Annotated in this window: 25 protein-coding genes; 13 read left to right on the forward strand and 12 right to left on the reverse strand. The window is 71.0% G+C overall.

All coding sequences use genetic code 11. The features are described from left to right. Positions 1 to 6: 6 nt before the first annotated feature. The 4 genes from BW996_RS08070 to BW996_RS08085 all read right to left on the reverse strand — a co-directional run bounded on the left by BW996_RS08070 (position 7) and on the right by BW996_RS08085 (position 3,054). Positions 7 to 1,005, reverse strand: coding sequence for a PDR/VanB family oxidoreductase (locus BW996_RS08070; RefSeq protein WP_037476977.1), 999 nt, complete (start codon positions 1,003 to 1,005; stop codon positions 7 to 9). Next, positions 1,002 to 2,030 (reverse strand): Rieske 2Fe-2S domain-containing protein, encoded by a 1,029-nt coding sequence (locus BW996_RS08075; RefSeq protein ID WP_037477012.1) that lies wholly within the window; start codon positions 2,028 to 2,030, stop codon positions 1,002 to 1,004. The genes BW996_RS08070 and BW996_RS08075 overlap by 4 nt, the downstream gene beginning before the upstream one ends. 108 nt (positions 2,031 to 2,138) lie before the next feature. Next, positions 2,139 to 2,648, reverse strand: coding sequence for a MarR family winged helix-turn-helix transcriptional regulator (locus BW996_RS08080; protein ID WP_051631392.1), 510 nt, complete (start codon positions 2,646 to 2,648; stop codon positions 2,139 to 2,141). A 13-nt stretch (positions 2,649 to 2,661) separates the two neighbouring features. After that, entirely contained in the window at positions 2,662 to 3,054 is a 393-nt protein-coding gene (locus BW996_RS08085) for a winged helix-turn-helix transcriptional regulator (protein ID WP_076458838.1), read from the reverse strand. An 81-nt stretch (positions 3,055 to 3,135) separates the two neighbouring features. Here BW996_RS08085 and BW996_RS08090 point away from each other — a divergent pair, with 81 nt between their 5' ends. After that, positions 3,136 to 3,999, forward strand: coding sequence for an SDR family oxidoreductase (locus tag BW996_RS08090; RefSeq protein ID WP_037476980.1), 864 nt, complete (start codon positions 3,136 to 3,138; stop codon positions 3,997 to 3,999). Here the strand turns inward: BW996_RS08090 and BW996_RS08095 are convergent. From BW996_RS08095 to iolG, 5 genes are all read right to left on the reverse strand, one after another. Beyond that, a complete protein-coding gene (locus tag BW996_RS08095) occupies positions 3,972 to 5,426 on the reverse strand; it encodes an FAD-binding oxidoreductase (protein ID WP_051631386.1) in 1,455 nt (484 codons plus the stop codon). The two genes, BW996_RS08090 and BW996_RS08095, sit on opposite strands and share 28 nt — an antisense overlap. 37 nt (positions 5,427 to 5,463) lie before the next feature. Then, positions 5,464 to 6,249, reverse strand: a complete 786-nt coding sequence (locus tag BW996_RS08100) for an SDR family oxidoreductase (protein WP_037476982.1) — start codon at positions 6,247 to 6,249, stop codon at positions 5,464 to 5,466. A 44-nt stretch (positions 6,250 to 6,293) separates the two neighbouring features. Beyond that, positions 6,294 to 7,334 carry a Bug family tripartite tricarboxylate transporter substrate binding protein gene (locus BW996_RS08105; RefSeq protein WP_051631387.1) on the reverse strand — a complete coding sequence of 347 codons (1,041 nt, stop codon included), beginning with the start codon at positions 7,332 to 7,334 and terminating at the stop codon, positions 6,294 to 6,296. 91 nt (positions 7,335 to 7,425) lie between these two features. Beyond that, positions 7,426 to 8,472, reverse strand: coding sequence for a Gfo/Idh/MocA family oxidoreductase (locus BW996_RS08110; protein WP_037476983.1), 1,047 nt, complete (start codon positions 8,470 to 8,472; stop codon positions 7,426 to 7,428). Positions 8,473 to 8,489: 17 nt separating this feature from the next. Further along, positions 8,490 to 9,485: an inositol 2-dehydrogenase gene (gene iolG / locus BW996_RS08115; protein WP_037476985.1), complete on the reverse strand. Its 996-nt coding sequence runs from the start codon at positions 9,483 to 9,485 to the stop codon at positions 8,490 to 8,492. Between the two features lie 267 nt (positions 9,486 to 9,752). On the opposite strand from iolG, the gene BW996_RS08120 reads away from it, so the two are divergent. Together BW996_RS08120 and BW996_RS08125 are read left to right on the forward strand one after the other, a co-directional pair. Next, positions 9,753 to 10,592, forward strand: a complete 840-nt coding sequence (locus tag BW996_RS08120; RefSeq protein WP_037476986.1) for a TIM barrel protein — start codon at positions 9,753 to 9,755, stop codon at positions 10,590 to 10,592. 25 nt (positions 10,593 to 10,617) lie between these two features. Then, positions 10,618 to 11,784 (forward strand): LacI family DNA-binding transcriptional regulator, encoded by a 1,167-nt coding sequence (locus tag BW996_RS08125; RefSeq protein WP_241461787.1) that lies wholly within the window; start codon positions 10,618 to 10,620, stop codon positions 11,782 to 11,784. Here BW996_RS08125 and BW996_RS08130 read toward each other — a convergent pair. Together BW996_RS08130 and BW996_RS08135 are read right to left on the reverse strand one after the other, a co-directional pair. Continuing rightward, on the reverse strand, positions 11,733 to 12,626 hold the full coding sequence (locus BW996_RS08130) for a MurR/RpiR family transcriptional regulator (RefSeq protein ID WP_051631389.1): 894 nt from the start codon (positions 12,624 to 12,626) through the stop codon (positions 11,733 to 11,735). The two genes, BW996_RS08125 and BW996_RS08130, sit on opposite strands and share 52 nt — an antisense overlap. 120 nt (positions 12,627 to 12,746) lie before the next feature. Further along, entirely contained in the window at positions 12,747 to 13,802 is a 1,056-nt protein-coding gene (locus tag BW996_RS08135; protein WP_037476988.1) for a LacI family DNA-binding transcriptional regulator, read from the reverse strand. Between the two features lie 147 nt (positions 13,803 to 13,949). On the opposite strand from BW996_RS08135, the gene BW996_RS08140 reads away from it, so the two are divergent. The 6 genes from BW996_RS08140 to BW996_RS08165 all read left to right on the forward strand — a co-directional run bounded on the left by BW996_RS08140 (position 13,950) and on the right by BW996_RS08165 (position 20,639). Next, entirely contained in the window at positions 13,950 to 15,473 is a 1,524-nt protein-coding gene (locus tag BW996_RS08140; RefSeq protein ID WP_051631390.1) for a sugar ABC transporter ATP-binding protein, read from the forward strand. Between the two features lie 47 nt (positions 15,474 to 15,520). Next, the gene (locus BW996_RS08145; RefSeq protein WP_241461788.1) at positions 15,521 to 16,540 is read left to right on the forward strand and encodes an ABC transporter permease; all 1,020 of its coding nucleotides are present in this window, start codon (positions 15,521 to 15,523) and stop codon (positions 16,538 to 16,540) included. A 104-nt stretch (positions 16,541 to 16,644) separates the two neighbouring features. Further along, the gene (locus BW996_RS08150) at positions 16,645 to 17,562 is read left to right on the forward strand and encodes a sugar ABC transporter substrate-binding protein (protein WP_076458829.1); all 918 of its coding nucleotides are present in this window, start codon (positions 16,645 to 16,647) and stop codon (positions 17,560 to 17,562) included. Positions 17,563 to 17,748: 186 nt separating this feature from the next. After that, a complete protein-coding gene (locus BW996_RS08155; RefSeq protein ID WP_037476993.1) occupies positions 17,749 to 18,699 on the forward strand; it encodes a sugar phosphate isomerase/epimerase family protein in 951 nt (316 codons plus the stop codon). Positions 18,700 to 18,720: 21 nt separating this feature from the next. Beyond that, entirely contained in the window at positions 18,721 to 19,737 is a 1,017-nt protein-coding gene (locus BW996_RS08160) for a Gfo/Idh/MocA family protein (RefSeq protein ID WP_037476995.1), read from the forward strand. Positions 19,738 to 19,751: 14 nt separating this feature from the next. Beyond that, positions 19,752 to 20,639 carry a MurR/RpiR family transcriptional regulator gene (locus tag BW996_RS08165; RefSeq protein WP_051631391.1) on the forward strand — a complete coding sequence of 296 codons (888 nt, stop codon included), beginning with the start codon at positions 19,752 to 19,754 and terminating at the stop codon, positions 20,637 to 20,639. 30 nt (positions 20,640 to 20,669) lie between these two features. On the opposite strand, the gene BW996_RS08170 is transcribed toward BW996_RS08165, so the two are convergent. Continuing rightward, positions 20,670 to 21,713: a LacI family DNA-binding transcriptional regulator gene (locus BW996_RS08170; RefSeq protein WP_076458830.1), complete on the reverse strand. Its 1,044-nt coding sequence runs from the start codon at positions 21,711 to 21,713 to the stop codon at positions 20,670 to 20,672. A gap of 155 nt (positions 21,714 to 21,868) precedes the next feature. Between BW996_RS08170 and BW996_RS08175 the strand changes: the two genes are divergently transcribed. The 4 genes from BW996_RS08175 to BW996_RS08190 all read left to right on the forward strand — a co-directional run. Beyond that, the gene (locus BW996_RS08175) at positions 21,869 to 22,798 is read left to right on the forward strand and encodes a TIM barrel protein (protein WP_037476999.1); all 930 of its coding nucleotides are present in this window, start codon (positions 21,869 to 21,871) and stop codon (positions 22,796 to 22,798) included. Positions 22,799 to 22,834: 36 nt separating this feature from the next. Beyond that, positions 22,835 to 24,010, forward strand: coding sequence for a Gfo/Idh/MocA family protein (locus tag BW996_RS08180; RefSeq protein WP_037477001.1), 1,176 nt, complete (start codon positions 22,835 to 22,837; stop codon positions 24,008 to 24,010). Positions 24,011 to 24,134: 124 nt separating this feature from the next. After that, positions 24,135 to 25,154, forward strand: a complete 1,020-nt coding sequence (locus BW996_RS08185) for a Gfo/Idh/MocA family protein (protein WP_037477003.1) — start codon at positions 24,135 to 24,137, stop codon at positions 25,152 to 25,154. A gap of 98 nt (positions 25,155 to 25,252) precedes the next feature. Further along, positions 25,253 to 25,525, forward strand: a 273-nt coding sequence (locus tag BW996_RS08190) for a sugar phosphate isomerase/epimerase family protein (protein ID WP_139330797.1), incomplete at its 3' end; no start/stop codon positions are given.

Here is a 25,525-nt window from a genome sequence, read left to right on the forward strand (position 1 = left end):
GTCCGCTCACAGGTCCAGCACCAGCCGACCCGACTTCGCCCGCGAGCAGCACGGCAGGAACTGATCGCCCGCGGCCTGCTCCTCGGGCGTGAGGTACTGGTCGCGGTGGTCGGGCTCGCCGGAGATCACCCGCGTCAGGCAGGTGCCGCAGACGCCCTCGCCGCAGGAGGTGAGGATCTCGATGCCCTCGGCGCCGAGCGCCTCGACCACCGTCTGGTCGGCGCGCACGCTGATGACGCGGCCGCTGTGCGCCAGCTCCACCTCGAAGGCCTCGTCCTCCTCGACCGGGCCGCCGTTGCCCCCTTCCTGCGCCGGATCGGCCGCGAAGCGCTCCCAGTGCAGGCGCGACTCGGGCCAGCCCTGGCGGCGCGCCTCGGCCAGCGCCGCGTCGATCAGGCCCGCCGGCCCGCAGACCTGCAGCGCCGTGTCCGGCGGCTGCGCGGCCAGGAGCGCGGGCAGGTCCAGGCGCTGCGCCGGCTCGCCGTCGTCCAGGTGCACGACCGCATCAGTCGCGCCCGGCAGATCGCGCAGGCCCGCGCCGAAGGGTACCCGCGCCGCCGAGCGGCAGGCCAGGTGCAGCGCGAACGGCCGCGGGCCTTGGGCCAGCACCGCCGCCATCGACAGCAGCGGCGTCAGCCCGATGCCGCCGGCCAGCAGCAGCACCCGGGGCGCCTGCGCATCCAGCGGGAAGCGCGCCTTGGGCGGACCGATCTGCAGCCGCGTCCACGGCAGCAGCAGGTCGTGCACCGCCACCGAGCCGCCGCGCGACGCGGGCTCGCGCAGCACCGCGATGCGGTAGCGGCGCCGGTCGGCCGGGTCGCCGTAGAGCGAGTACGGCCGGATCATGCCGCCGGGCAGGAACAGCTCGATGTGCGCGCCGGCCTCGAAGGCGGGCAGCTCGCCGCCCTCGTCGTCGACCAGATCGAGCGCAACGATGTCCTGCGCGATGCGCTCGCGCCGATCGACGCGCACCCAGCGCCGGGCGGGGGTCGGGGCGCCGCTCATGCGCGCTCCGCCGCGACCAGGCGCTCGATCACGCGCCGGGCCTGCACGCCGCCGGCGTCGATGTTGAGCATCAGCAGGCGCCGTTCGGGGTGCTGCTGCAGGTTGAGCTGCTGGCGCTCGAGCATCTCGCGGTCCTCGGCGAAGATGCGGCCCTGGCCTTCGCGGATGGAGGCGGTCAGCTCGGCGTCCTCGCTGCGGAAGCGCCGCGCCATGCCCCAGAAATACCAGATGCTGGTCTCGGTCTCGGGCGTGATGAAGTCGGTCACCACCGAGGACGCCTTGGCCTCGGCCGGCGCGTCGAAGCCGCCCTGGCCGGCCAGCGCCACGCCGACGTCGATCAGGATCTGGCTCGGCGGCAGGAAGCGGCAGATCTGCCAGCGGTCCACAGCCGCGCTGTCGTCCAGGCCGTTGGCGCGCATCGCCATCTTCCAGAACGGCGGCGCCTGGATGCCGTTCATGAAGCGGCTGGTGATGACCTGGTCGCCCTCGGTGCGGGTGCTGCAGGGCGTCTCGTCGATCTCGGGCTGGCCGATGCTGGTGGCGTGCACATAGGTTTCGTGCGTCAGGTCCATCAGGTTGTCGATCATCAGCCGGTAGTCGCAGGCGATGTGATAGAGCCCGCCGCCATGCGCCCAGCCGGGCTCGTCGACCCAGGGCAGGCGCGGCAGCGGCGTGTCCTCGGCCTGCGCGGCCTCGCCCGGCCAGACCCAGACGTAGCCGCCGTGCTCGCGCACCGCGAAGCGCTTCAGGCAGGGAAAGCCGCGCACCCGCTGGCCCGGCATCGCCACCGTGCGGCCGTCGCCGCCCATCTCCAGGCCGTGGTAGCCGCAGACCAGCCGGCCGTCGCAGACCCGGCCCAGCGACAGCGGCGCGCCGCGGTGCGGGCAGAAGTCCTCGACTGCCGCGACCCGGCCGTCGGCCCCGCGCCAGAAGACCAGCGCCTCGCCGCAGATGCGGCGTCCCAGCGGCCGGCCCTCGATCTCGTCGGGCGTGGCGGCCACATACCAGGCGTTCTTCGGAAACATCGTGCTGCGCTCCTGATCCTTGTCGATCACTTTGATTCAGTGTGCTGAATGATGATCCCACGCTGCGCCGGAACCGCTCGTGGTTTACCCCGAATTCAAGACGTCAATTCAGTCGGACGCGGGAAACTCCGGCATCGGCTCCTGCACCGGTACCGCACCGGCCAGCAGCTTGCGCAGCAGCCGCATCAGTTCCTGCTGCTCGCCGGGCTCGAGCGCGTTCATCAGCGTCGCCTGCATGGTCACCATCGGCGCACGCAGGCCGGCCAGCAGCGCCTGGCCCTCGGGCGTCAGGTAGAGCGCACGCTGGCGCCGCGCCAGCAGCTCGCGCACGATCCAGCCCTTGCGCTCCAGGCGCACCGCGGTCTCGGCGGTGGTCGAGGTGTCGAGCGCGATCTCGGCCGCCAGCGTCACCTGGTCGATGCCGGGGCGGGCTTCGAGCGCCCGCAGCACCGCGTACTGCACCGGCGTGACATCGCGGCCGAGGTTCTCGTGGAACAGCGCCACCGCGAGCTGATGCGCGCGGCGGATCAGGTGGCCGGCCTGGTCGGTCAGTGCGATGTCATCAGCGGGCCTGTCAGCAGGGCCGTCGGCAGGAGAGGCGGAGGTCGGGATCGTCATGGCGGCCGACACTCTAGCCCAGTCGCGCCGGCTGAGCCCCCGACTTCCGCCTGGCCTGCTCGATCACCGGCATGCTGCCCTCGATCCAGTCCGCGAGATCCTGCACGCGTTCGGCCACCTCGCGGCCCAGAGGCGTCAGGCTGTACTCGACATGCGGCGGCACCACCGGATGCGCCACGCGCAGCACGATCGCGTCGGCCTCCAGCGCCTGCAGCGTCTGCGCCAGCATCTTCTCGCTGACACCGCCGATGACGCGGCGCAGGTCGCTGAAGCGGTGCGTGCCGCGGCGCAGCGCCACCAGCACCAGCACGCCCCAGCGGCTGGTCACATGGCGCAGCACCTCGCGCGAGGGGCAGGCCTCGGCAAACAGGTCGCCGCGCAGCAGCGGCTCGTCGCTTGTCGACATCGTCACTTACCTTTTTGTATGTACTTACGGAAAGTTAGCTCAGGAGGCACCATGGCGTCCATCGATTCCTTGGAGAAACTCATGATCGTCATCACCGGTGCCACCGGCCAGCTCGGCCGTCTCGTCATCCAGTCGCTGCTCGAGCGCGGCGCCTCGCCCGCATCGCTGGTCGCGGCGGTGCGCCAGTCGGCGCGCGCCGCTGACCTGGCCGCGCTGGGCGTGCAGGTGCGCCAGGCCGACTACGAGCAGCCCGAGACGCTGCAAGCCGCCTTTGCCGGCGCCGAGAAGGTGCTGCTGATCTCGTCGAACGCGCTGGGCCAGCGCACCGCGCAGCACCGCGCGGTGATCGACGCGGCCCGCGCAGCCGGCGTGGCCCTGCTGGCCTACACCAGCGTGCTGCGCGCCGACACCTCCGCGCTCGGCCTGGCCGCCGAGCACCGCGAGACCGAGGCGCTGATCGCCGCCTCCGGCCTGCCGCATGTGCTGCTGCGCAACGGCTGGTACACCGAGAACTATCTGGCCAGCGTGCCCGCGGCGCTGCAGCATGGCGTCTTCCTGGGCAGCGCGGGCGCTGGCCGCATCGCCTCGGCCGCCCGCGCCGACTATGCGGCCGCTGCCGCCGCGGTGCTGCTGGCCCCGGTGGCCGAGCAGGCCGGCCGGGTGCACGAGCTGGCCGGCGCGCCCGCCTGGACGCTGGCCGAGTTCGCCGCCGAGCTCAGCCGCCTGAACGGCCGCAGCATTCCCTACCAGGACCTGCCGCCGGCCGAATACCAGGCCATCCTGGCCGGCGCCGGCCTGCCGGGGCCGCTGGCCGCGCTGCTGGCCGATTCGGACGCCTGCGCCGCGCGCGGCGCGCTCGACGGCAGCGACGCGGCGCTGCAGGCGCTGATCGGCCGTCCGGCCACGCCTTGGGCCGCTCAGCTCGCCGCGGCGCTGGCCGCCTGATCGGGCCGGGCCAGCACCTTGCCGGGATTCAGCAGGCCCTGCGGGTCGAGCGCGGCCTTGATGCGCGCCATCAGCCGCAGCTCCTGCGCGCTCTTGTAGCGCGCGACCTCGGCGATCTTGAGCTGGCCCACGCCATGCTCGGCGCTGACCGAGCCGCCCAGCGCATGCACCGCGTCATGCACGCAGGCGTAGATCTCGTCCTGCCGGGCGGCGATCGCCGCGTCGTCGAAGCCGGGGCCGCTCAGCACGTTGTAGTGCAGGTTGCCGTCACCCAGGTGGCCGAAGGGCATGACGCGCAGGCCGGGAAAACGCGCGGCCAGCCGCGCGCCGGTCTCGCGCACGAACTGCGGGATGCGCGAGATCGGCAGCGCCACGTCGTGCTTCAGGCTGCGCCCGGCCTGGGCCTGCGCCAGCGTGATGCTCTCGCGCAGGTGCCAGAGCGCGCGCCCGTGCGCCAGGCTCTCGGCGATGACCGCGTCCAGCGCCTCGCCGGCCTCCAGCGCCGTGCCCAGCACCGCCTCGAAGCGCTCGCGGCCGTGCTGCTCGCTCTCGGCGTCGGACATTTCCAGCAGCGCGAACCAGGGCGCCTGCGCGCCCTCGCCGGTGAAGGGCAGACGCTGCGGCGGGAAGGTGCGGGTGACCAGGGCCAGGCCGTCGGCCGACATCAGCTCGAAGCCGGTCAGCGCCGCGCCGAAGCCCGAGCGTGCGCGCGACAGCAGGGCCAGCGCCGATTCGAGGTCCGGCACCGCCAGCATCGCGGTGCAGCGCGCCGCCGGCAGCGGGTGCAGCTTCAGCGTCGCGGCGGTGATGAGGCCCAGCGTGCCCTCGCTGCCGATGTAGAGGTCGCGCAGGTCGTAGCCGGTGTTGTCCTTGCGCAGCGCGCGCAGGCCGTGCCAGACCTCGCCCTCGGCGTCGACCACCTCCAGGCCCAGGCAGAGCTCGCGCATGTTGCCGTAGCGCAGCACCTGGGTGCCGCCGGCATTGGTGGCCAGGTTGCCGCCGATCGTGCAGCTGCCCTCGGCCGCCAGGCTCAAGGGGAACAGCCGCCCGGCCGCCTGCGCGGCCTGCTGCACCGTCTGCAGCAGGCAGCCGGCCTCGACCGTCATCGAGTCGTTGTCGGTGTCGATCTCGCGGATGCGGTCGAGCCGCGTCAGCAGCAGCACGATGGCGCGGCCGCTGGCGTCGGGCGTGGCGCCGCCGCACAGGCCGGTGTTGCCGCCCTGCGGCACGATCGGCACGCCGGCAGCCGCACAGCAGCGCACCACCGCCGCCACCTCGGCCGTGCTGCCCGGTCGCACCACCGCGCGCGCGGCACCGCGGAAATGGCCGCGCCAGTCGGTCAGGAAGGGCGCGGCCGCCTCGTCGCCCAGCACCTGGGCGTCGCCGACGAGGGCGCGCAGGCTCTGCAGGAAGTCGTCGTGGCTCATCGGATCGGATGCATGTCGGGTGGATGTCGGGTGAGTTTCAGTGGCTGGCGATCAGGCCGCCGTCGACCCGCAGCTGCGAGCCGGTGATGTAGGAGGCGCCGGCGCTGGCCAGGAAGGCCACCGCGTGGGCGAACTCGGCCGGCGTGCCGGTGCGCCCGGCCGGAATCGTGGCGCGGCTGGCCGCCTCGACCTCGGCCAGCGTGCGGCCCTCGCGCTGCGCCTTCGCGCCGTCGAGCACCGTCAGCCGCGGCGTGGCGATGCGCCCGGGAATGACGATGTTGACGGTCACCCCCTCGGCGGCGACCTCGCGCGCGAGCGTCTTCGACCAGCCCACCAGCGCCATGCGCAGCGCGTTCGACAGCGCCAGGTTGGGGATCGGCGCCACCGTGCCGGACGAGGTGCTGGTGATGATGCGGCCCCAGCCGCGCGCGCGCATGCCCGGCAGCACGCCCGCGGTGATCGCCATCACCGAGGCCACCATCGCGCGGAACTGCGTCTCGAGCTGCGCGGCGTCGAAATGGCTGGCCGGCGTCGGCGGCGGCCCGCCGGTGTTGTTGAACAGGATGTCGATCGGGCCAGCCTCGGCCTCGATCGCGGCCAGATGGCCGGCCACCGCGTCCAGATCGCCCAGGTCCCAGACGCGGGTGGTGGCGCTGGCGCCGATCGCCTGCAGCCGCGCCAGCGTGGCCTGCAGCGGGCCGGCGCTGCGCCCGGCCGCGACGACGCGCACGCCCTCGCGCGCCAGCGCCTCGCAGACCGCCGAGCCCAGGCCGCCGCCGGCGCCGAGAACGAGCGCTGTGCGCCCGGAAATGCCGTAGTCCATGGTGTTTGGGGGCGTCGATGCGCCGTTCGTGTCTCAGGTCGTGTTCAGTCCGACATGATGCCGCCGTCGCGCACCAGTCGCTGCCAGCGGGTGATCTCCCGGGCCAGCAGCTGCGCATGGGCCTCGGCGCCGGCAGGGGGCAGCGTCAGGCCCTCGGACTGCATCGCGCGCTGCATCTCGGCCGAGGCCATCACCCGGCGCAGGGCCGCTTCCAGACGCTCGATCACCGGCGCCGGCGTGCCGCGCGCCACCATCAGGCCGGACCAGCTCAGCACCTCGAAGCCGGGCAGGCCGCTCTCGGCCAGCGTCGGCACCTCCGGCAGCAGCGGGTGGCGCCGTGCGCTGCTGACGGCCAGCGCGCGCACCCGGCCGGCACGCAGATCGGCCAGCGCGCTGTCGAGATTGACAAACAGCAGGCCGACCCGGCCGTCGACCAGATCCTGCAGCAGCCGCCCGCCGCCCCGGTAGGGCTGGCCGGCCAGCGGCAGCGCGCTGCAGCCGGGCTGGGTCATCGGGCAGCGGGCGGCCTCGCGGCGCAGCAGCTCCATCGCCATGTGGCCGGACGAGGCCGGGGTGTAGGCGTACTGGATCGGGTCGGGCCGGCGGCGTGCCTCGGCGATCAGGTCCTCGAGCCGGCGCAGCGGCGAGTCGGCCCGCACCAGCAGCACGTTGGCGCCGACATGCAGCAGCCCCAGCGCGATCAGGTCCCGGCGCGAGTCGTAGCCCGGTGGCGCAGGCAAGGCATGTGCGATCGCGTTCTGGCCGATGCCGCCCAGGATCAGGGTGTAGCCGTCGGCCGGCTGGCGCAGGACCTGCGCCACGCCGACGCTGCCGCCAGCTCCGCCGATGTTGTCGACCAGTATGCGCTGGCCGATCTCCCGGCCGAGCAGATCGGCCACGCGCCGGCCGATGCGGTCGCTGGTGCCGCCGACCGGAAACGGCACCACCAGGCGCAGCGGCTCGCGCTCCGGCCAGACCGCTTCGCTGCCCTGGGGCTGCGCATGCGTCGCCACCGTCGCCAGGGGCGACAGCCACAGCGACAGCATCGACAGCGCAGGCAGGTTCAGACAGGCACGACGGCGCACGGACAGCTCCGGCAGATGGGGCTGTCGATGCTAGCTGGAACCCGGAGGTATCAAATCGACCGTCCGGGGGGCGCTTCAGCTTTTCCTGTCTTCAGACCGCCTCGGGCAAGCCGCTGCGCAGCGAACGCGTGATCGCCAGACCGATGCGGGTGGCCTCCAGCGCGTCCGACAGCGTCAGCGTCAGTGCACGCTCGCCACGGCAGGCGGCGACGAAGTCGACCATCTCCAGCGCGAAGGCCTCGCGGAAGCGCTCGAAGAAGTCGGGCAGCACGTCGTGGTGCACGCCCAGCGCGCTGCGCCGCTCGGTGCGGTCACGCGCCGCGCCGAAGCCGATCTGCAGCGTGCCCTCGGTGCCGATGACCTCGGTGGTGGTCTCGTGGCCGTGCGGCAGCGTGCGGCTGGCGTAGAAGACGGCGCGGGCACCGCCCTCGAACTCGACGATGGCCAGGCCGTTGTCGACGTCGCCGCAGTCGGCCAGGCCGGGGTGCAGCGCGATGGTGCCGCTGGCGAAGGCCCGCAGCGCCTTCGGCCGGCCCAGCATCCAGCGCGCCAGGTCGATGTCATGGACGCTGCAGTCCATGAAGATGCCGCCCGAGGTCGGCGCGAAGCGCACGAAGAAGCCCTGCGGATCGTTCTGGTCGCAGGTCTGCGAGCGCACCAGGAAGGGCCGGCCGATGCGGCCCGCCTCGATGTCCTCGGCGGCGCGGCGGTAGCTCGGGTCGAAGCGGCGCACGAAGCCCACCATCGCGACCTGCTGCGGATGCTCGGCGGCGACCGCCAGCACGCGCTCGCAGTCCTCGACGTTCAGGGCCAGCGGCTTCTCGACGAAGACATGCTTGCCCGCGCGCAGCGCCGCGATGGTCTGATCGGCATGCAGCGAGGTCGGCGTCACCAGCACCACCGCGTCGATGGCGGGGTCGTTGACGAAGGCCTCGAAGTCGGCGTGCAGGTGCTCGGGCGCGATGCCGAACTCGGTGGCCGCCAGCTCCAGCTCGGCGGCGACCGGGCTGCAGGCCGCGACCAGATCGACATGGCGGGTCGAGAAGGCCAGCGCCTCGGCGTGGCGGCGACCCAGCCGGCCCAGGCCGGCGATGCCCACGCGCAGGCGGCTGGACGAAGAAACCGTGTTGTGCGTCATCGTGCGTCCCGCAGGGATCAGAGCTTGACCGGCTGGCCGCTGGCGGCGCTCTCGGCGGCGGCGTCGGCCAGGATCTGCGCCTTCACGCCGTCATGCACCGTGGTGCGGAAGGCCGCGCCGGTCTGCAGGCATTCGAAGAAGTGCTCGATCTCCAGGCGGTAGGCGGCGGCGTAGCGCTGCAGGAAGAAGGCCTCCGGCTTGTCGGCCTTGATGCCGCTGGCGTCCCACTGGCGCACTTCGCTGGGCGCGTGGTTGCCGGCCTGCAGCATGCCGGCGGAGCCCAGCACCTCGAAGCGCTGGTCGTAGCCGTAGGCGGCGCGGCGGGTGGTGTTGATCTGGCAGAGGCGGCCCTGCTTCGTGCGGATCGTCACCGCGGTCGAGTCGAAGTCGCCGGCGGTGCCCACGGCCGGGTCGGTCAGCACCGAGCCGGTGGCGCTCAGCCACGCGGCCTCGTCGCCGTCGCCGCAGAGGATCCAGCGGAACACGTCGAAGTCGTGGATCAGCATGTCGCGGAAGATGCCGCCCGAGGCCTTGATGTAGTCCACCGGCGGCGCGCCCGGGTCACGGCTGGTGACGACCAGCATCTCGGGGTTGCCGATCTCGCCGGCGTCGATGCGGCGGCGCACCTCGTTGAAGGTCGGGTCGAAGCGGCGCTGGAAGCCGATCATGCAGGCCACGCCGGCGGCGCGCACCTTCTCGCCGCACTCGACGGCGCGCGGCACCGACAGGTCCACCGGCTTCTCGCAGAAGATGTGCTTGCCGGCGGCCGCGGCGCGGGTGATCAGGTCGGAGTGCGTCGTGGTCGGCGAGCCGATGACCACCGCGTCGATCGAGGGATCGCGCAGCGCGTCGTCCATCGTCGCGACCTGCGCGCCGAGCTGCTGCGCGAGCTGCGCGGCGCTGTCGCCGAACGGGTCGCAGACGTACTTGAGGCTGACGCCGGGCAGACGGGCGAGGTTGCCGGCGTGGATGCGGCCGATGCGGCCGGCGCCGAAGACGGCGACATTCTTCATGGATGGATCTCCGGGGACGGAACAGGACAGAGACGGGTCGGCGGATGGCACCGGTGCGCGGCTGATGGCTCGGGACCGTGTGCGTTGCGGGTGACTATAGCGGCGAACCCTCAGCGATGAAAATGAATTTTCATTGGTGTTTTCCATTGGAAAAGTGTTTCGTGCTGCCGGTGCCTCTTCGATGACCATTTCAGGTCAATGCAGGCGGCCCGCAGGGCGATGACGGCTTCTAGAGTCCGCTCCGACCCCAACGCAAGGAGACTGTCCATGAGCACCCCGATCCACTTCGCCATCAACCGCATCAGCGCCCCGCGCCTGGGCTTTGCCGAGTTCGCCGCGATGTCGCGCCGCCTGGGCGTGAGCGCCATCGAGATCCGCAACGACCTGCCCGGCGTCGAGCTGCGCGACGGCATGCCCGCCGGCGATGTCGGTGCGATCGCCAAGGCCCACGGCCTGACCATCCGCTCGATCAACGCGCTCTACCCCTTCGACGTCTTCAACGCCGAGCGCGCCGCCCAGGCCACCGAGCTGGCCCGCTACGCCCAGGCCTGCGGCGCCGAGGCGCTGGTGATGTGCCCGCTCAACAGCCTGGAAGACCGCCGCAGCACCGAGGAGCGCTACGCCGATCTGGTCGCCGCGCTGCGCGGCCTGCGCCCGATCCTGCAGGCGCACGGCCTGGTCGGCCTGGTCGAGCCGCTGGGCTTCGAGGAATGCTCGCTGCGCCACAAGTCGGTGGCGGTGCGCGCGATCGAGGAGGTCGGCCATGACGGCACCTTCCTGCTGGTGCACGACACCTTCCATCACCACCTCGCCGGCGAGGACGCCTTCTACCCCGAGTACACCGGCCTGGTGCATGTCTCCGGCGTCGAGGACGGCGGCCTGGGCGTGAACCAGATGCGCGACGGCCACCGCGTGCTGGTCGGCCAGGACGACCGCCTGGGCAACCTGCCGCAGCTGCGCCGCCTGATCGACCTGGGCTACACCGGCTTCGTCTCCTTCGAGCCCTTCGCCGAGTCGGTGGCCGCGGCCACCGACATCGAGGCGCAGCTGGCGGCCAGCATGGCGCACATCCGCGACGGCGTTGCCGCGCTTGCCGTCACCGCCTGAGTCGTGGCATGAAGGCGGGATGAGCGTGCCTTCACCCTCCCCCGCCCCGACCGTCGCACCGCGCCGCAAGCGCAGCGCGCGCTTCGTCGAGATCGCTGCCGCCGCGGGCGTCAGCGAGACCACCGTCAACCGCGTGCTCAACGAGCGCGGCAGCGTCTCGCCCGAGACCCGCGCGCGGGTGATCGCGGCCGCCCGCCAGCTGGGTGTGCCGCGCGTGCTGCCCGATCCGCGCCACGGTCTGACCCGCTTCGACGTGGTGATGGCGCGCAGCACCACGCCCTACGCGCACCGGCTCGACCTGGCGCTGCAGCGCATCCAGCAGATGCTGGACCCGCGCATCCTGATCCATCGCCACATCGTCGACGGCGACGACGAGCACCGGGTTCTGGCGCTGCTGGCCGGCAGCGCGCACCGGCGCGACGGCCTGATCGTGGCGCTGCGCGACAGCCCGGCGGTGCGTGCGGCGCTGCAGCAGCAGCTCGCGCGCGGCGTGCCGGTGGTGGCGCTGATGAGCGGCATCGGCGCGCTGGAGGGCGTGCGCTATGCCGGCATCGACAATGTCGCGGCCGGGCGCACCGCCGGGCATTTCCTGGCCCGGCTGGCGCGGCGTCTGCCCGGTCGGGTGCTGATCCTGACCAACCGGCTGGATTTCCGCGCCCACGCCGAGCGGGTGCGCGGCTGCATCCAGGCGCTGGCCGAGCGCCAGCCGCAGTTGCAGGCGCTGGCGCCGGTGGAGTGCGGCGACGATCCCGCGCTGGGCCGCATCGCGCTGGAGGCGGCGCTGCACCACGCGCGCCGCGACGGCGTGCCGCTGGTCGGGCTCTACCACAGCGGCGCCGGCTCGGACGGGCTGGCGCGGGTGCTGCGCCAGCTCACGCCGCCGGAACGCCCGGTCTGGATCGGCCACGAGCTCAGCGACGAGCACCGCCCGCTGCTGCGCCTGGGGCTGATGGATCTGGTGATCGACCAGGACCCGGACGGCCAGGTTGCCGCCAGCCTGCACCATCTGTTGCACGCTACCGGCCATGTCGAGCAGCCGGGACCCGGCGCGCCCAACGAGTTCCGCCTGTTCGGTCCGGAAAACCTGCCCGGCGAAGGCAGCTATCTGGACGCGCCGCTGAAGGCGCCGGTCGAGCGGCTTCAGGCCAGCGGGTCGGTGCCGCCGCGTGCGGCCAGCGTCGTCGGCCGGTAGGACAGCTCCAGCCGGAAGGCCAGCGCGACGAACAGGCTCTGCGCCAGGCCCATCGTCGCGGTCAGCGAGCGGAAGCCGAAGGTCGCGCTGTCCTGCACCAGCAGGGTGGCGGTGGCCTCGCGCGCCAGCGGGCTCATGCGGCTGTCGGTGATCGCGATCAGCCGCGCGCCGCGCTCGACCGCCTGCTGCGCCACCTGCACCGTCTCCTCGGCGTAGGGCGCGTAGGAGATCGCGATCATCACGTCGCCCGGACGCACCGAGCGCATCTGGCCCTCGTGCATGCTGCCCAGCGCGGTGACCAGGCCGATGCGCTTGTCGGTGTGCTGCAGCGCGTAGTCGAGGTAGACCGCGGCCGGGAAGGAGCGTCTCGAGCCGGCGATCCAGATCGCGTCAGCCTGCACCATCAGGTCGACCGCCCGCGAGAAAGCCTCCTCGTCGAGCGCCTGCTGCAGCTCCTGCATGCCGGCGATGCTGCCGCGCAGAAACTCGTGCGCGATCTCCGCCTCGCTCAGGCTGCCCGAGCCGGACTCGATGACATCGCGCAGCCGGCGGCTGTAGTTGCGGCTCGGCGCGATCTGCGCGGACAGGCCCTGGCGAAAGAGCTTCTGCATCTCGGTGAAGCCGCTGAAGCCGAAGTGCTTGGCGAAGCGCACCACCGCCGAGGGCTGCACCCCGCACTGCGCCGCCACGTCCTGGATGCCTTCAAGCCCGAGGTGGTCGCGGTGCGCCTCGACATGGCGGGCGATCAGCTTGAGCTGGCGGCTGAGGTTCTCGTACTCCGCGGTGATGCGGTGCAGGAAGGCGGCCACGTCGGTCGGCGGCGGCATCGGGGCGGCGGTCATGGTCGCTGGACTTTCTTCGTCGGGGTGCATCGATGCGGCATCGTCCTCAATCTGGCACTGAAATAGAACGAGGATTTCCCTTGGTGGATGCTGTGGAAACGGTTTTCTTTTCGAGAGGCATCAGACGCTTTCTGGCGTCCAGGTTTCGATGGGAATGACGACCTGCTGCAGGCCCAGCTCGGGCTGCGCCAGCACCGCCAGCATGCGCTCGACCAGGCGCTGGGCCAGCAGCGGGCGCGGATGCGACAGCACCACATGCAGATGGCCTTCCTGCAGTCCCTGGCGCGACACTGCGGTCAGCTCGTGGCAGGCGCCGATCACCTCGTCCCATTCTCGGGTGCGCGCGCGCTCCTCGCGCAGCGACTGCAGCACGCCTTCGACCCCGCCGCCGATCACGTAGAAGCCGACCAGATCGGGCTCGCGCTGCAGCAGGTCGCGCAGGCATTCGCCGGCCATGCGCTCGTTCTCCAGCGTCACCAGCGCCTCGAGCACCTCGAAGCGCGGCCCGTGCTCGCGCACATAGGAGCGGAAGCTCATCTCCGCCAGCTCCTGCCCCTGGAAGCGGTGGCTGCCGACGAACAGGGCCAGCTTGCCGGGGCGCCGCGTGAGCCGTGTCATGAACCAGGCGGTGGTGCGCCCGACGCGGCGCCAGTCCATGCAGGCGTAGCCGCTGCGCGCTGGCGCGCTGATGTCGTGCAGCAGCGAGAACACCGGCACGCCACGGGTGCGCAGCCGCTCGATGGTTGCGCTCACCTGCGGGTGGTCGGCCGCGACCACCGCGATCGCATCGGCCCGCTCGGCCATGGCCTCCATGCGCGCCGACACGACATCGGGCGAGATGTCGTCCATGTAGTCCACCAGCGCCTGCCCCTTGATGCCGGGCGCGCCGTCGACCGCCTCGGTCAGGCAGCGTGCGAGCGAGCGGTAGAGCTGGGGCTCGGAATGCTGCAGCAGAAAGCCCAGCGTGCGCCGCGGCACCGCGCTGCGCACCCGCTCCCCGATCACGCCCGAGGCGCGGAACCCCAGCGCCTCGGCCGCCTGGCGCACCCGCTCCGCGGTGTCGGAGCGCACCGGGGCGCGGGCATTGAGCACCCGGTCGACGGTGGACAGGCTCAGGCCCGACTCGCGCGCGACATCCGCGATGGTGGCCCGTCGGCCGGGGGTGAACCCTGACATTTTTCTTTCATCCTTTCATTCGTGAATGAAAGTCTATGACAGTTTCATCCGTGCCGTGCGACAGAAACCACTTTCCAAAAACTAACATCCACCCACGATGACAGGAGACAAGACCATGAGCCGCAATGACCGCCTGACGGAGCCCGCATGCTGATGCCCGTCGCCCAGAACGAGGTCGTCCTGGAGATGGCCGGCATCGTCAAGACCTTCCCCGGCGTCAAGGCGCTCGACGGCGTGAACCTGAAGGTGCGCGCGGGCACGGTGCATGTGCTCGTGGGCGAGAACGGTGCGGGCAAGTCCACGCTGATGAAGATCCTCAGCGGCGAGCACGCCATCGACGGCGGCTCGATCCGCTTCAAGGGCCGCCCGCTCGACAGCCAGAACACCCGCGCGGCCCTGGAGATGGGCATCGCGATGATCCACCAGGAGCTCAGCCCGGTGCCGGAGATGACGATCGCCGAGAACGTCTTCCTGGGCCGCGAGCCGATGCGCGCCGGCCTGCTGCGCGGCTTCGTCGATTTCGAGCGCATGAACCGCGAGACGCAGACGCTGCTCGACCGCCTGGGCCTGCGCTACCGCGCCGAGCAGCCGATGGGCACGCTGTCGATCGCCGGCATGCAGCTCGTCGAGATCGCCAAGGCGATCTCGCGCCAGGCCGCGCTGCTCATCATGGACGAGCCCACCTCGGCGATCAGCGACACCGAGGTCGAGATGCTGTTCCGCCAGATCGAGGACCTGAAGGCGCGCGGCGTGGCGATCATCTACATCTCGCACAAGATGGAGGAGATCTTCCGCATCGCCGACGACATTACCATCATCCGCGACGGCCAGCATGTCGATGCCGGCCCGGCCTCGGCCTATGACGAGCAGCGGCTGATCGCGCTGATGGTCGGGCGCAGCATCACCTCGATCTTCCCGAAGGAAGACGTGCCGATCGGCGACGTGGTGCTGGAGGTGCGCGGGCTGACGCGGCGTGGCGTCTTCCGCGACGTCAGCTTCCAGGTGCGCCGCGGCGAGATCCTGGGGCTGTCAGGCCTGGTGGGCGCGGGCCGCACCGAGGTGGTCCGGGCGATCTTCGGCCTCGATGCGGTCGATGCCGGCGAGATCGTCCTGGAGGGCCGGCCGCTGACGCTGCGCCACCCGGCCGAGGCGATCGGCCACGGCATCGCGATGGTGTCGGAGGACCGCAAGGCCGAGGGCCTGGTGCTGTGCCGCTCGGTGCGCGAGAACATCTCGCTGGCCAACCTGCAGCGCTTCACCCAGGGGCCGCTGCTGACGCCCGCCCAGGAGGAGGCGAAGTGCGAGGAGATGCGCGCGATGCTGCAGATCAAGTGCGCCAGCCTCGACACGGTGGCCGGCACGCTCAGCGGCGGCAACCAGCAGAAGATCGTCATCGCCAAGTGGCTGCTGGGCGACCTGAAGGTGCTGATCCTCGACGAGCCGACCCGCGGCATCGACGTGGGCTCCAAGTCCGAGATCCACCGCCTGATGACGCGCTTCGCCCGCGAAGGACTGGCGGTGATCATGATTTCCTCGGAACTGCCCGAGGTGCTCGGCATGAGCGACCGGGTGGTGGTGATGCGCGAGGGCCGGGTGGCCGGCGAGATCGAGCGCGCCCGGGCCACGCAGGAAAACATCATGACGCTGGCCACCGGCGGCACGCTGCACTGAGCGTGCCCGGCTTTTCCCGACACATCAAGAACGACCAGGAGACGACCGTGAGCAACGGCATCCAGACCCCCTATTCCCAATCCTTCGCCGACAACACTGGCTTCTTCGCCCGGCTGCGCCGGATGAGCTTCTCGGAGATCTACCGCCGATACGGCACGATCCTGATCTTCATCGGCATCTTCGTGCTCGCCTCGCTGCTCGACGAGAACTTCCTGACGGCACCCAACCTGACCAATGTGCTGCGCCAGGTGGTCGTGGTGAGCCTGCTGGCCTGCGGCGTGACCTTCATCATCATCCTGGGCCACATCGACGTCTCGCTGGGCTCGGTGGTGGCGCTGACCGGCACGATCGCCGCCAGCGTGATGTCGCTCACCGGCAATCTGGGCCTGGCGGTCGCCGCCGGCCTGGGCATGGGCGTGGTCACCGGCCTGCTCAACGGCTGGATCATCACCACCTTCAAGATCCCGTCGTTCATCATGACGCTGGCGATGACCACCGTCGCCCGCGGCGCCATCCTGCTCTACACCGAAGGTGCGCCGATCTCGGGCCTGGGCGACTTCGCCATCATCGGCCAGGGATTCGTCGGCCCGGTGCCGATCTCGGTGATCATCCTGGCGGTGGTGGCCGTGGCCTGCTGGGTGCTGCTCAACCGCACCAGTTTCGGTCGGCATGTCTATGCGGTTGGTGGCAATATCCGTGCCGCCCACGCCTCGGGCATCCACACCGACAGCGTGCTGCGCAAGGCTTTCGTGCTCAATGGCTTGCTCGCAGCGATTGCAGGCATCGTTCTGATGTCGCGCATCAACTCCGGCCAGCCTGCGGCCGGCGTGGCCTACGAGTTCGACGCGATCACCGCTGTCGTGGTGGGCGGCACCAGCCTGATGGGCGGCACCGGCACCATCACCGGCACGCTGATCGGCTCGCTGATCATCGGCGTCATCAACAACATCCTCAACCTGATGAACGTCAGCTCCTACTGGCAGATGATCGTCAAGGGTCTGATCATCGCCGTGGCGGTGATCCTCGACGTGAAGACCAAGTCGGCGGGCGCCGGGCGCAAGGCCTGAGTCCCCTCCCCATCCCCTGCATTCCCAGAATTCCCGCGGCCTGACCTCGGGAAGACCGGGCCAGGTGGCCCGGAGACAACCCACCGATCCCAGGAGACATCACCATGAAGCGCATCACCCTCAAGACCCTCGCCCTGGCCGCCGTGCTGGCCACCGTGCCGGGCCTGTCGGCCGCGGCCGGCAAGTTCGTCGTCGGCTACACCAACCTGGCCGACACCGACGTGTTCACGATGAGCCGCAAGACCGCCTTCGCCGAGGCGGCCAAGGCCTCGCCGGAGCTCAGCGTGCTGTTCGCCGACGCCAACGGCGATGTCAGCCGCCAGCTCGACCAGATCGACAACTTCATCGCCAAGAAGGTCAACGCGATCGTCATCGTGCCAGTCGACTTCCAGGGCATCGTCCCCGGCATCGAGAAGGCCAACAAGGCGGGCATTCCGGTGATCGCGCTGGGCATCAAGGCCGCCGGCGGCACCTACACCTTCGTGGGCTCGCAGAACGTCGATGCGGGCCGCATGCAGGGCGAGTTCATGGTCCGCGTGCTGCCGAAGAACGCGCAGATCGTCTACCTGCAGGGCCAGCCGGGCCTGTCGCACTCGAAGGAGCGCCAGGAAGGCTTCCTGGCGGCGCTCTCCGGCCGCAAGGACGTCAAGGTGCTGGCCAACCTGCCGGCCAACTACGACCGCGCCGAAGGCATGAAGGTCACCGAGGACTGGATCCAGCGCTTCCCGAAGTTCGATGCGCTGATCGCCGCCAATGACCAGATGGCGCTGGGCGCGCTGCAGGCGCTCAAGGCCGCCAACCGCAAGGGCGTGATGATCTCCGGCATCGACGGCACCAAGGACGCGCTGGCCGCGATCCAGGCCGGCGAGATGTCGCAGTCGATCTTCCAGAACGCCCGCGGCCAAGCCGAAGGCGCCTACAAGGTCGTGAAGATGGCGATGGAGGGCAAGCCGCTGCCCAAGGAGATGCTGATTCCCTTCGAGTCGATCGTCAAAGAGAACGTCACGAACTACATGAAGTGACGCGTCCGGTGATGCCGCAGCCGGGTTCGCCCGCCTGAGCGCGCATCCCCGTCCATCCCCCCGAAGACCGCCGCTGCAGGCCCGCCTTGAGGCAGGGTCGGGCGACAGCCTGGCCTGAATCGGGCTTGCGCCGCGGTCTTTGCCGTGTTTTCCCCCGTTGTTGATTCCTGGCCAGGAGGCCGAACCATGAACAAGATGAGCCTGGTGACCGATGTGCTCGGCCACCTCCCCTTCGAGCCGATGCTCGACACCGTCGCCGGTCTCGGCTTCGAGGCGGTCGAGCTGGGCTGCGGCAACTGGTCGAAGGCGCCCTTCGTGCCCCTGGACGAGCTGCTGGAGAGCCGCGCCGCGCGCGACGCCTACCTCGGCGCCATCCGTGCCCGCGGCCTGGAGATCTCGGCGCTGAACTGCTCGGGCGAGCAGCTCGCCCCCAATGCCAAGGGCGAGGCGCACAAGGTCGTCGTCGAGAAGACCTTCCGCCTGGCCGAGCTGCTGGGCGTGAAGACCATCGTCATGATGTCGGGCTGCCCCGGCGCCAACCGGCACGACACCTCGGTCAACTGGATCATCAGCAGCTTCTTCCCCGAGCACGAGGCCATCCTCGACTACCAGTGGAACGAGGTGTTCTTCCCGTACTGGGAAAAGACCGCCCGGCTCGCCAAGGACTGCGGCATCGAGCGCGTGGCGCTGGAGAACCACCACTACAACCTGGTCTACAACCCGGCCACCGCCAGGAAGATGCGCGCCGTGATCGACCCGGTGGTGGGCGTGAACTTCGACCCCAGCCACCACATGTGGATGGGCGGCGACCCGATCGCGGCGCTGCGCGAGTACGGCCGTGAGCTGATCCATTACATGCACGCCAAGGATGTGCGCATCGAGCGCGGCATCGCTGGCGCGCAGACGCTCATCGACACCACCTGGATGATGGACCCGACGAAGCGCGCCTGGAACTACGTCGCCCTCGGCCACGGCCACGACGTGCAGTGGTGGAAGGAGTACTACGCGGTGATGCGCTACATCGGCTACGAGGGCCCGGTCAGCCTGGAGATGGAGGACCTGTCCATGTCGCCGCTCGACGGCGTGAAGAAGTCGGTGCACACCCTCAAGCTCGCCCTGCCGCGCGCCTTCGACTGATCCGCCCTGGAGACCGCCATCATGACCCTGCGTATCGGCATCATCGGCTGCGGCGCCATCGGCCAGGACCACGCCCGCCGCCTGCACTTCAAGCTCCAGGGCGCCACGGTCGTCGCCCTGAACGACATCCACCGCGAAGCCACCGAGGCGTTCTCGGAAGCCTCGGGCATCCGCGCCCGCGTCTACGAGCACTATCAGGACCTCATCCAGGCGCCTGACGTGGACGCGCTGCTCATCGCCTCCTGGGGCCCGGCCCACGAGGAGCAGGTGCTGGCCTGCATCGACGCGGGCAAGCCGGTCTTCTGCGAGAAGCCGCTGGCCACCTCCGCCGCGGGCGGCCTGCGCATCGTCGAGGCCGAGGTCAAGGCCGGGCGCAAGCTGGTGCAGGTCGGCTTCATGCGCCGCTACGACGCCGGCTACCGCCAGCTCAAGCAGACGCTGCAGGCCGGCACCATCGGCGACGCGCTGATGGTGCACTGCGCGCACCGCAACCCGTCGGTGCCGGAGATGTACGTCGGCGACATGAACATCACCGACACGCATGTCCACGAGATCGACGTGCTGCGCTGGCTGCTCGACGACGACTACGTGAGCTGCCAGGTCATCGAGGGCCGCAAGAGCCGCCACGCCCACGCCGGCCTGCACGACCCGATCATGGTGCTGCTGGAGACCCGCCAGGGCATCCGCATCGACACCGAGATCTTCGTCGCCTGCCGATTCGGCTACGACATCCAGTGCCATGTCGTCGGCGAGACCGGTGTCGCCAGCCTGCCCGAGCCGATGAGCGTGCCGCTGCGCTCGCAGGGCCGCCAGGGCGGCGCCATCCTGATGGACTGGAAGATGCGCTTCATCGACAGCTACGACGTCGAGCTGCAGGCGTGGATCGACGACACGAGGAAGGGCCTTGTCACCGGCCCGACCGCCTGGGACGGCTACTTCGCCTCGGCCACCGCCGAGGCCTGCGTCGAGGCACGCCGCAGCAAGTCGATCGCGCCGGTGCGCATCGCCGAGCGCCCGGACTTCTACGCCCGCGCCTGAGATCGGGCCTCGCCATGGTGACCTCGTCCGTGCAGGCGCTGCGTGACCCGGTCGGCCGGGCCGAGGCCCTGCTCAAGCGCATCCGGCGCGAATTCCCGACCCTGAGCGGCCAGCTCCAGGCGATCGCGCAGCATGTCGAGCGTCACCATGAGCGGCTGGTGCTGCACGGCATCCGCGAGGTGGCCGAGCAGTGCGCGGTGCATCCGTCGGCGGTGGTGCGCTTCGCCCAGCGTTTCGGCTTCTCCGGCTACAACGAGCTGCGCCAGCAGTTCCGCGACAGCCTGGTGCTTCCCCGTCCTGCGACCGGCACGATCCCGCCAGCGGGGCGGGCGGCCACGGCCACGGACATCGCCGAGGCGGTGATCGAGGCCTCGATCGCGGCGCTGCGCGATCTGCGCCGCGACCTGCGCGGTCCGGAGCTGTGCGCCGCCGTCGAGTGCATCGCCGGCGCGCAGGCGCTGTGGCTGCTTGGCAGCGCGGGCGCCTTCCCGGTGGCGGTCAGCCTGGCCCAGGCGCTGCAGCAGCACGCCCGCGTGCCGGTGCAGCTGGTGCACCAGCTCGGCGGCATGCACCTGGGCCAGCTGCGCGGCGTGCGCGAGGGCGACGTGATGATCGTCGTCAGCCTGCGGCCCGACGCCCGCGAGACGCTCGAAAGCGCGCGCCTGGCGCGCGACCAGGGCGCGCGGCTGATCGTGCTCACCGACGACCCCTTCTGCCCGGTGGCCCGCCAGGGCGAGATCGTGCTGGTGCATGGCGACGCCGGCACGCCGGACAGCATCGGCCAGGCCTGCGCGATGGCCCTGGGCCACGCGCTGGTCCGTGCGCTGCGGCCATCCACGGGCGCGGCCGACGCGGGGCCGGCGGGCGTGGCCGCGCCGGCCCGGCCGCGCGCGGTCGGCTGAGGGCGGCGAGACATGGCGCCGCCGGTCCCCTCACACATCGGCCACGCTGTGCGTGGTGAAGGGCAGCAGCGACTGCACCTTGCCGCGGGGCGCGTCGGCCGCCAGCGCGTCGTGCATGTCCTGCACCAGCCGCAGCGCGATCCAGTCGCGCGGGTGCGACAGCACCAGCGTGGCATGGCCGTCAAGCAGCGCCTGGCGAGTGATGTCGGTCAGGTCGTGGCAGACCGTCTGCAGGCCCGGCGGGCGCTGCTGGCCGGCCAGCCCGCGCAGCACCCCCTCGATGCCGCCGCCCGCCACATAGACGCCGACCAGGTCGGGATGGCGGTGCAACAGCTCCAGCGTGGCCTGCTCGGCCAGCGCCACGCTCTCCAGGCTGACCAGCGTCTCCAGGATGCGGAAGTCCGGCGCGTTCTCGCGCAGCCAGGCGCGGAAGCTGGCCTCGCACTGCTCCTGGCACAGGTAGCGGTGGCTGCCCAGGATCAGCCCGACCGGGCCGGGCTGGCGGCACAGCCGCGCCATGGCCCAGGCGGCGGTGCGGCCGACCTTGCGGTGGTCGATGCCCACATGCCCGGCCAGCTCCGGCGAGGGCAGGTCCGAGATCAGCGCGAAGACCGGCGTGCCGCGCGCGCTGGCGGTCGTGATCGCCGCGGCGATGCGCGGATGCTCGGCCGCCACCAGCGCCACCGCGTCGCAGCCTTGCGCCAGCTCCAGCAGCGCCTCGGCCACCCGCTCGGGCGAGAGGTCGGCCAGGTGGACCACCCGTGCCTCCGCCTGGCTGGCGCGGGCCGCGCCCTCCAGCTCGCGGCCGAGCTCGCGGTAGAAGCCGATCGCCCGGTCCTGCAGCAGAAAGCCCAGACGGCGCCGGGCCGCGGGCTCGGCCAGCCGGCGGCGGATCAGCGCGGTGCGGTGGAATCCCAGCCGCTCGGCCGCCGCCAGCACCCGCTGCGCGGTGTCCTCGCGCACCGGCGCGCGGCGGTTGATCACCCGGTCCACGGTCGCCACGCCCACGCCGGCCTCGCGGGCCACGTCGTTCATCGTCGGCGCGGCGGTGTCGCGCGGCAGGGCGGATTTCATGATGGATCTATCAAGCCAGTCGGAGATCTGGATGATAGATGCCGATGCGAACCGCAGGCCACCATCTTCCTTGTCTCCAGAGGAAAAAGAAGAATCCTCGTCACCGCGGATCTGAAAAGGTCCATCACGAGAACCATCATCTGGAGACCCGATTCATGGCGATGAGAATCCACGGCGCCCCCTGCAGCTGGGGCGTCGACGACCCGAAGAATCCGCACCTGCCGCCCTGGGCGCGGGTGCTCGACGAGGCCCGCGAGGCCGGCTACGCCGGTCTGGAGCTGGGCCCCTACGGCTACATGCCGCTCGACGTCGGCGTGCTGGGCGCCGAGCTGCAGCGGCGCGGCCTGCACCTGGTGGCCGGCACGATCTTCGACGACCTGGTGTCGGCCGACAACCTGCCCGCGCTGCTGCGCCAGGCCGACGAGATCGGCGCGCTGCTCAAGGCGCTGCCGCCGCCGGCCTCGGAGCCGGGACAGCGCCGGCCCGCGCCCTATCTGGTCATCATCGACTGGGGCCACCGCGAGCGCGATCTGGCCGCCGGCCGCTCGGACGCCGCGCCCCGCCTGTCCGACGCCGACTGGGCGCGCATGGTCGATCACATCCGCCAGATCGCCGATCTGGCGCGCGAGCGCCACGGCATCCGCAGCGTCATCCACCCGCACGCCGGCGGCTCTATCGAGTTCGCCGACGAGATCCGCCGCATCGCCGCCGACATCCCCGACGCCACCGCCGGCCTGTGCCTGGACACCGGCCACCTGCATTACTCCGGCATGGACCCGGTGGCCTGGCTGCGCGAGTTCGCCCACCGGCTGGACTACGTGCATTTCAAGGACGTCGATGCGGCGCGCCACCGCGAGGTGCTGGCCGGCGCGCCGGTGCCCTTCTTCGAGGCCTGCGCCCGTGGCGTGATGTGCCCGATCGGCCAGGGCTCGCTCGACTACCCCGCCATCCGCGCGGTGCTGCAGGAGATCGGCTACCAGGGCCACATCACCGTCGAGCAGGAACGCGATCCGCGCCAGGCCGACACCAGCCTGCGCGACGTGCGCATCAGCCGCGACTTCCTGCGCGGCATCGGCTTCCAGTGATGTCCAAGACCCACGATACCGATACGGAGACTCACCATGATCCACGGTGAAATGGAACTCGCCGCCCCGCTGCGCTGGGGCATGGTCGGCGGCGGCCGCGGCAGCCAGATCGGCTACATCCACCGCTCGGCGGCGCTGCGCGATGCCAATTTCCAGCTGGTGGCCGGCGCCTTCGACATCGACCCGGTGGCGGGCCGCGACTTCGGCGTGCGCCTGGGCGTGGCGCCCGAGCGCTGCCACGACAGCTACCACGCGCTGTTCGAGGCCGAGGCGCGCCGCCCCGACGGCATCCAGGCCGTCTCGATCGCCACGCCCAACGGCACGCATTTCGAGATCTGCAAGGCGGCCCTGGAGGCCGGGCTGCATGTGGTGTGCGAGAAGCCGCTGTGCTTCACCACCGCCGAGGCGCTGGAGCTGCAGGCGCTGGCCCAGGCGCGCGGGCGCGTGCTGGGCGTGACCTACGGCTACGCCGGCCACCAGCTGATCGAGGAGGCACGCGCGCGCATCGCCGCCGGCGAGCTCGGCGAGATCCGCATCGTGCAGATGCAGTTCGCCCACGGCTTCCACTGCGCGCCGGCCGAGCGCGAGAGCGCCGCCACCCGCTGGCGGGTCGATCCGAAGATGGCCGGCCCCAGCTACGTGCTGGGCGACATCGGCACGCACCCGCTCTACCTCTCCGAAGTGATGCTGCCGGGCCTGGAGATCGACGAGCTGCTGTGCTCGCGCCAGAGCTTCGTGCCGGGCCGCGCGCCGCTGGAGGACAACGCCTTCACGATCATGAAGTACACCAGCGGCGCGGTGGGCTATGTCTGGTCGTGCGCGGTCAACGCCGGCTCGATGCACGGCCAGAAGATCCGCGTCATCGGCAGCCGCGCCAGCCTGGAGTGGTGGGACGAGCAGCCGAACCAGCTGCGCCTGGAGGTGCAGGGCGAGCCGGTGCGCATCCTCGAGCGCGGCATGGGCTACCTGGACGCGGCCGCGCGGGCCGAGGACCGCATCGGCGGCGGCCACCCCGAGGGCCTGTTCGAGGCCTGGAGCAACCTCTACCGCCGCTTCGCGCTGGCGATGGACGCCACCGACCGGGGCGACGCCGCGCGCCTGGCCTCGCTGCGCTACCCGGACGTGCATGCCGGCGTGCATGGCGTGCGCTGGGTCGAGCGCTGCGTGCAGTCGGCCGACCAGGGCGGCGTCTGGGTGCGCTGGAGGGACTGAGGCGGCCGCGGCCGGGATGACCAGATCTGGTCCACGCCGGAATGGAAATCCATTTCCGTTCTGGAGATGCTTGAGGCCACGGTTCACCCCACGCGACACCCGCGAAACCCCTCAAGGAGACATCATGACCCTGCGTATCGGCATCATCGGCTGCGGCGGCATCGGCCAGGAACACGCCCGTCGGCTGCACTTCAAGCTCGCTGGCGCCCAGGTCGTCGCGATCAACGACATCAATGTCGCCGCGGCGACCCAGTTCTCGGAAATGTCGGGCATCAAGGCCCGCGTGCTCGACACTTATCAGGCCGTCATCGACGCGCCGGACGTGGATGCGCTGGTCGTCGCCTCCTGGGGCCCGGCGCACGAGGAGCAGGTGCTGGCCTGCATTGCCGCGGGCAAGCCGGTCTTCTGCGAGAAGCCGCTGGCCGTCACCGCCGAGGGCGCGCGCCGCATCGTCGAGGCCGAGGTCCAGGCCGGCAAGAAGCTGGTGCAGGTCGGCTTCATGCGCCGCTACGACGCCGGCTACCGCGCGCTGAAGGCCACGCTGGACGCCGGCACCGTCGGCGACGCGCTGCTGGTGCACGCCGCCCACCGCAACCCGGCGGTGCCGGAGATGTACGTCGGCGACATGAGCATCACCGACACCTTCATCCACGAGATCGACGTCTTCCGCTGGCTGCTGAACGACGACTACGTCTCGGTGCAGGTCATCGAGGGCCGCAAGACCCGCAACGCCCACGCCGGCCTGCATGACCCGATCACCGTGCTGCTGGAGACCCGCCAGGGCATCCGCATCGACACCGAGATCTTCGTCGCCTGCCGCTTCGGCTATGACATCCAGTGCCATGTCGTCGGCGAGACCGGCGTGGCCAGCCTGCCCGAGCCGATGAGCGTGCCGCTGCGCTCGAACGCGCGCCAGGGCTCCGGCCTCCTGATGGACTGGAAGCTGCGCTTCATCGACAGCTACGACGTCGAGCTGCAGGACTGGATCGAGGCCACCGTGCGCGGCGAGGTCAACGGCCCCGACGCCTGGGACGGCTATGTCGCCAGCGTCACCGCCGAGGCCTGCATCGAGGCGCGCAAGACGAAGCAGATCCTGCCGATCGCGCTGCCCGAGCGCCCCGCCTTCTACAGCCGCCAAGGCTGATCGAGACAGGCCGGACCGCGGGGGCCGGCCTGCCGCCCTGTCCTTCACGACCCCCGCATCGCCCCCGTCCCACACCGAACATTCCAGGAGACCCGCCCATGAAGATCGCCCTCGACCCCTACATGATCCGCCACCTGCCGCTGACCGAGCTGCCCGCGGCGGTGGCCGAGCTCGGCTACGACCAGATCGAGCTGTCGCCACGCAGCGACTTCCTCGACTGGTGGGTGATGCCGCGCGCGACCCAGCCGCGCATGCGCGAGTTCAAGGCCGCGATGCGCGCCGCCGGCGTGGGCCTGGCCTCGGTGCAGCCGATGTACCGCTGGGCCAGCCCCTTCGAGGACGAGCGCCAGTGGGCGGTGCGCTGCTGGAAG

Origin of the sequence: Sphaerotilus natans (assembly GCF_900156335.1) — a bacterium.
Lineage (GTDB): Bacteria > Pseudomonadota > Gammaproteobacteria > Burkholderiales > Burkholderiaceae_C > Sphaerotilus > Sphaerotilus natans.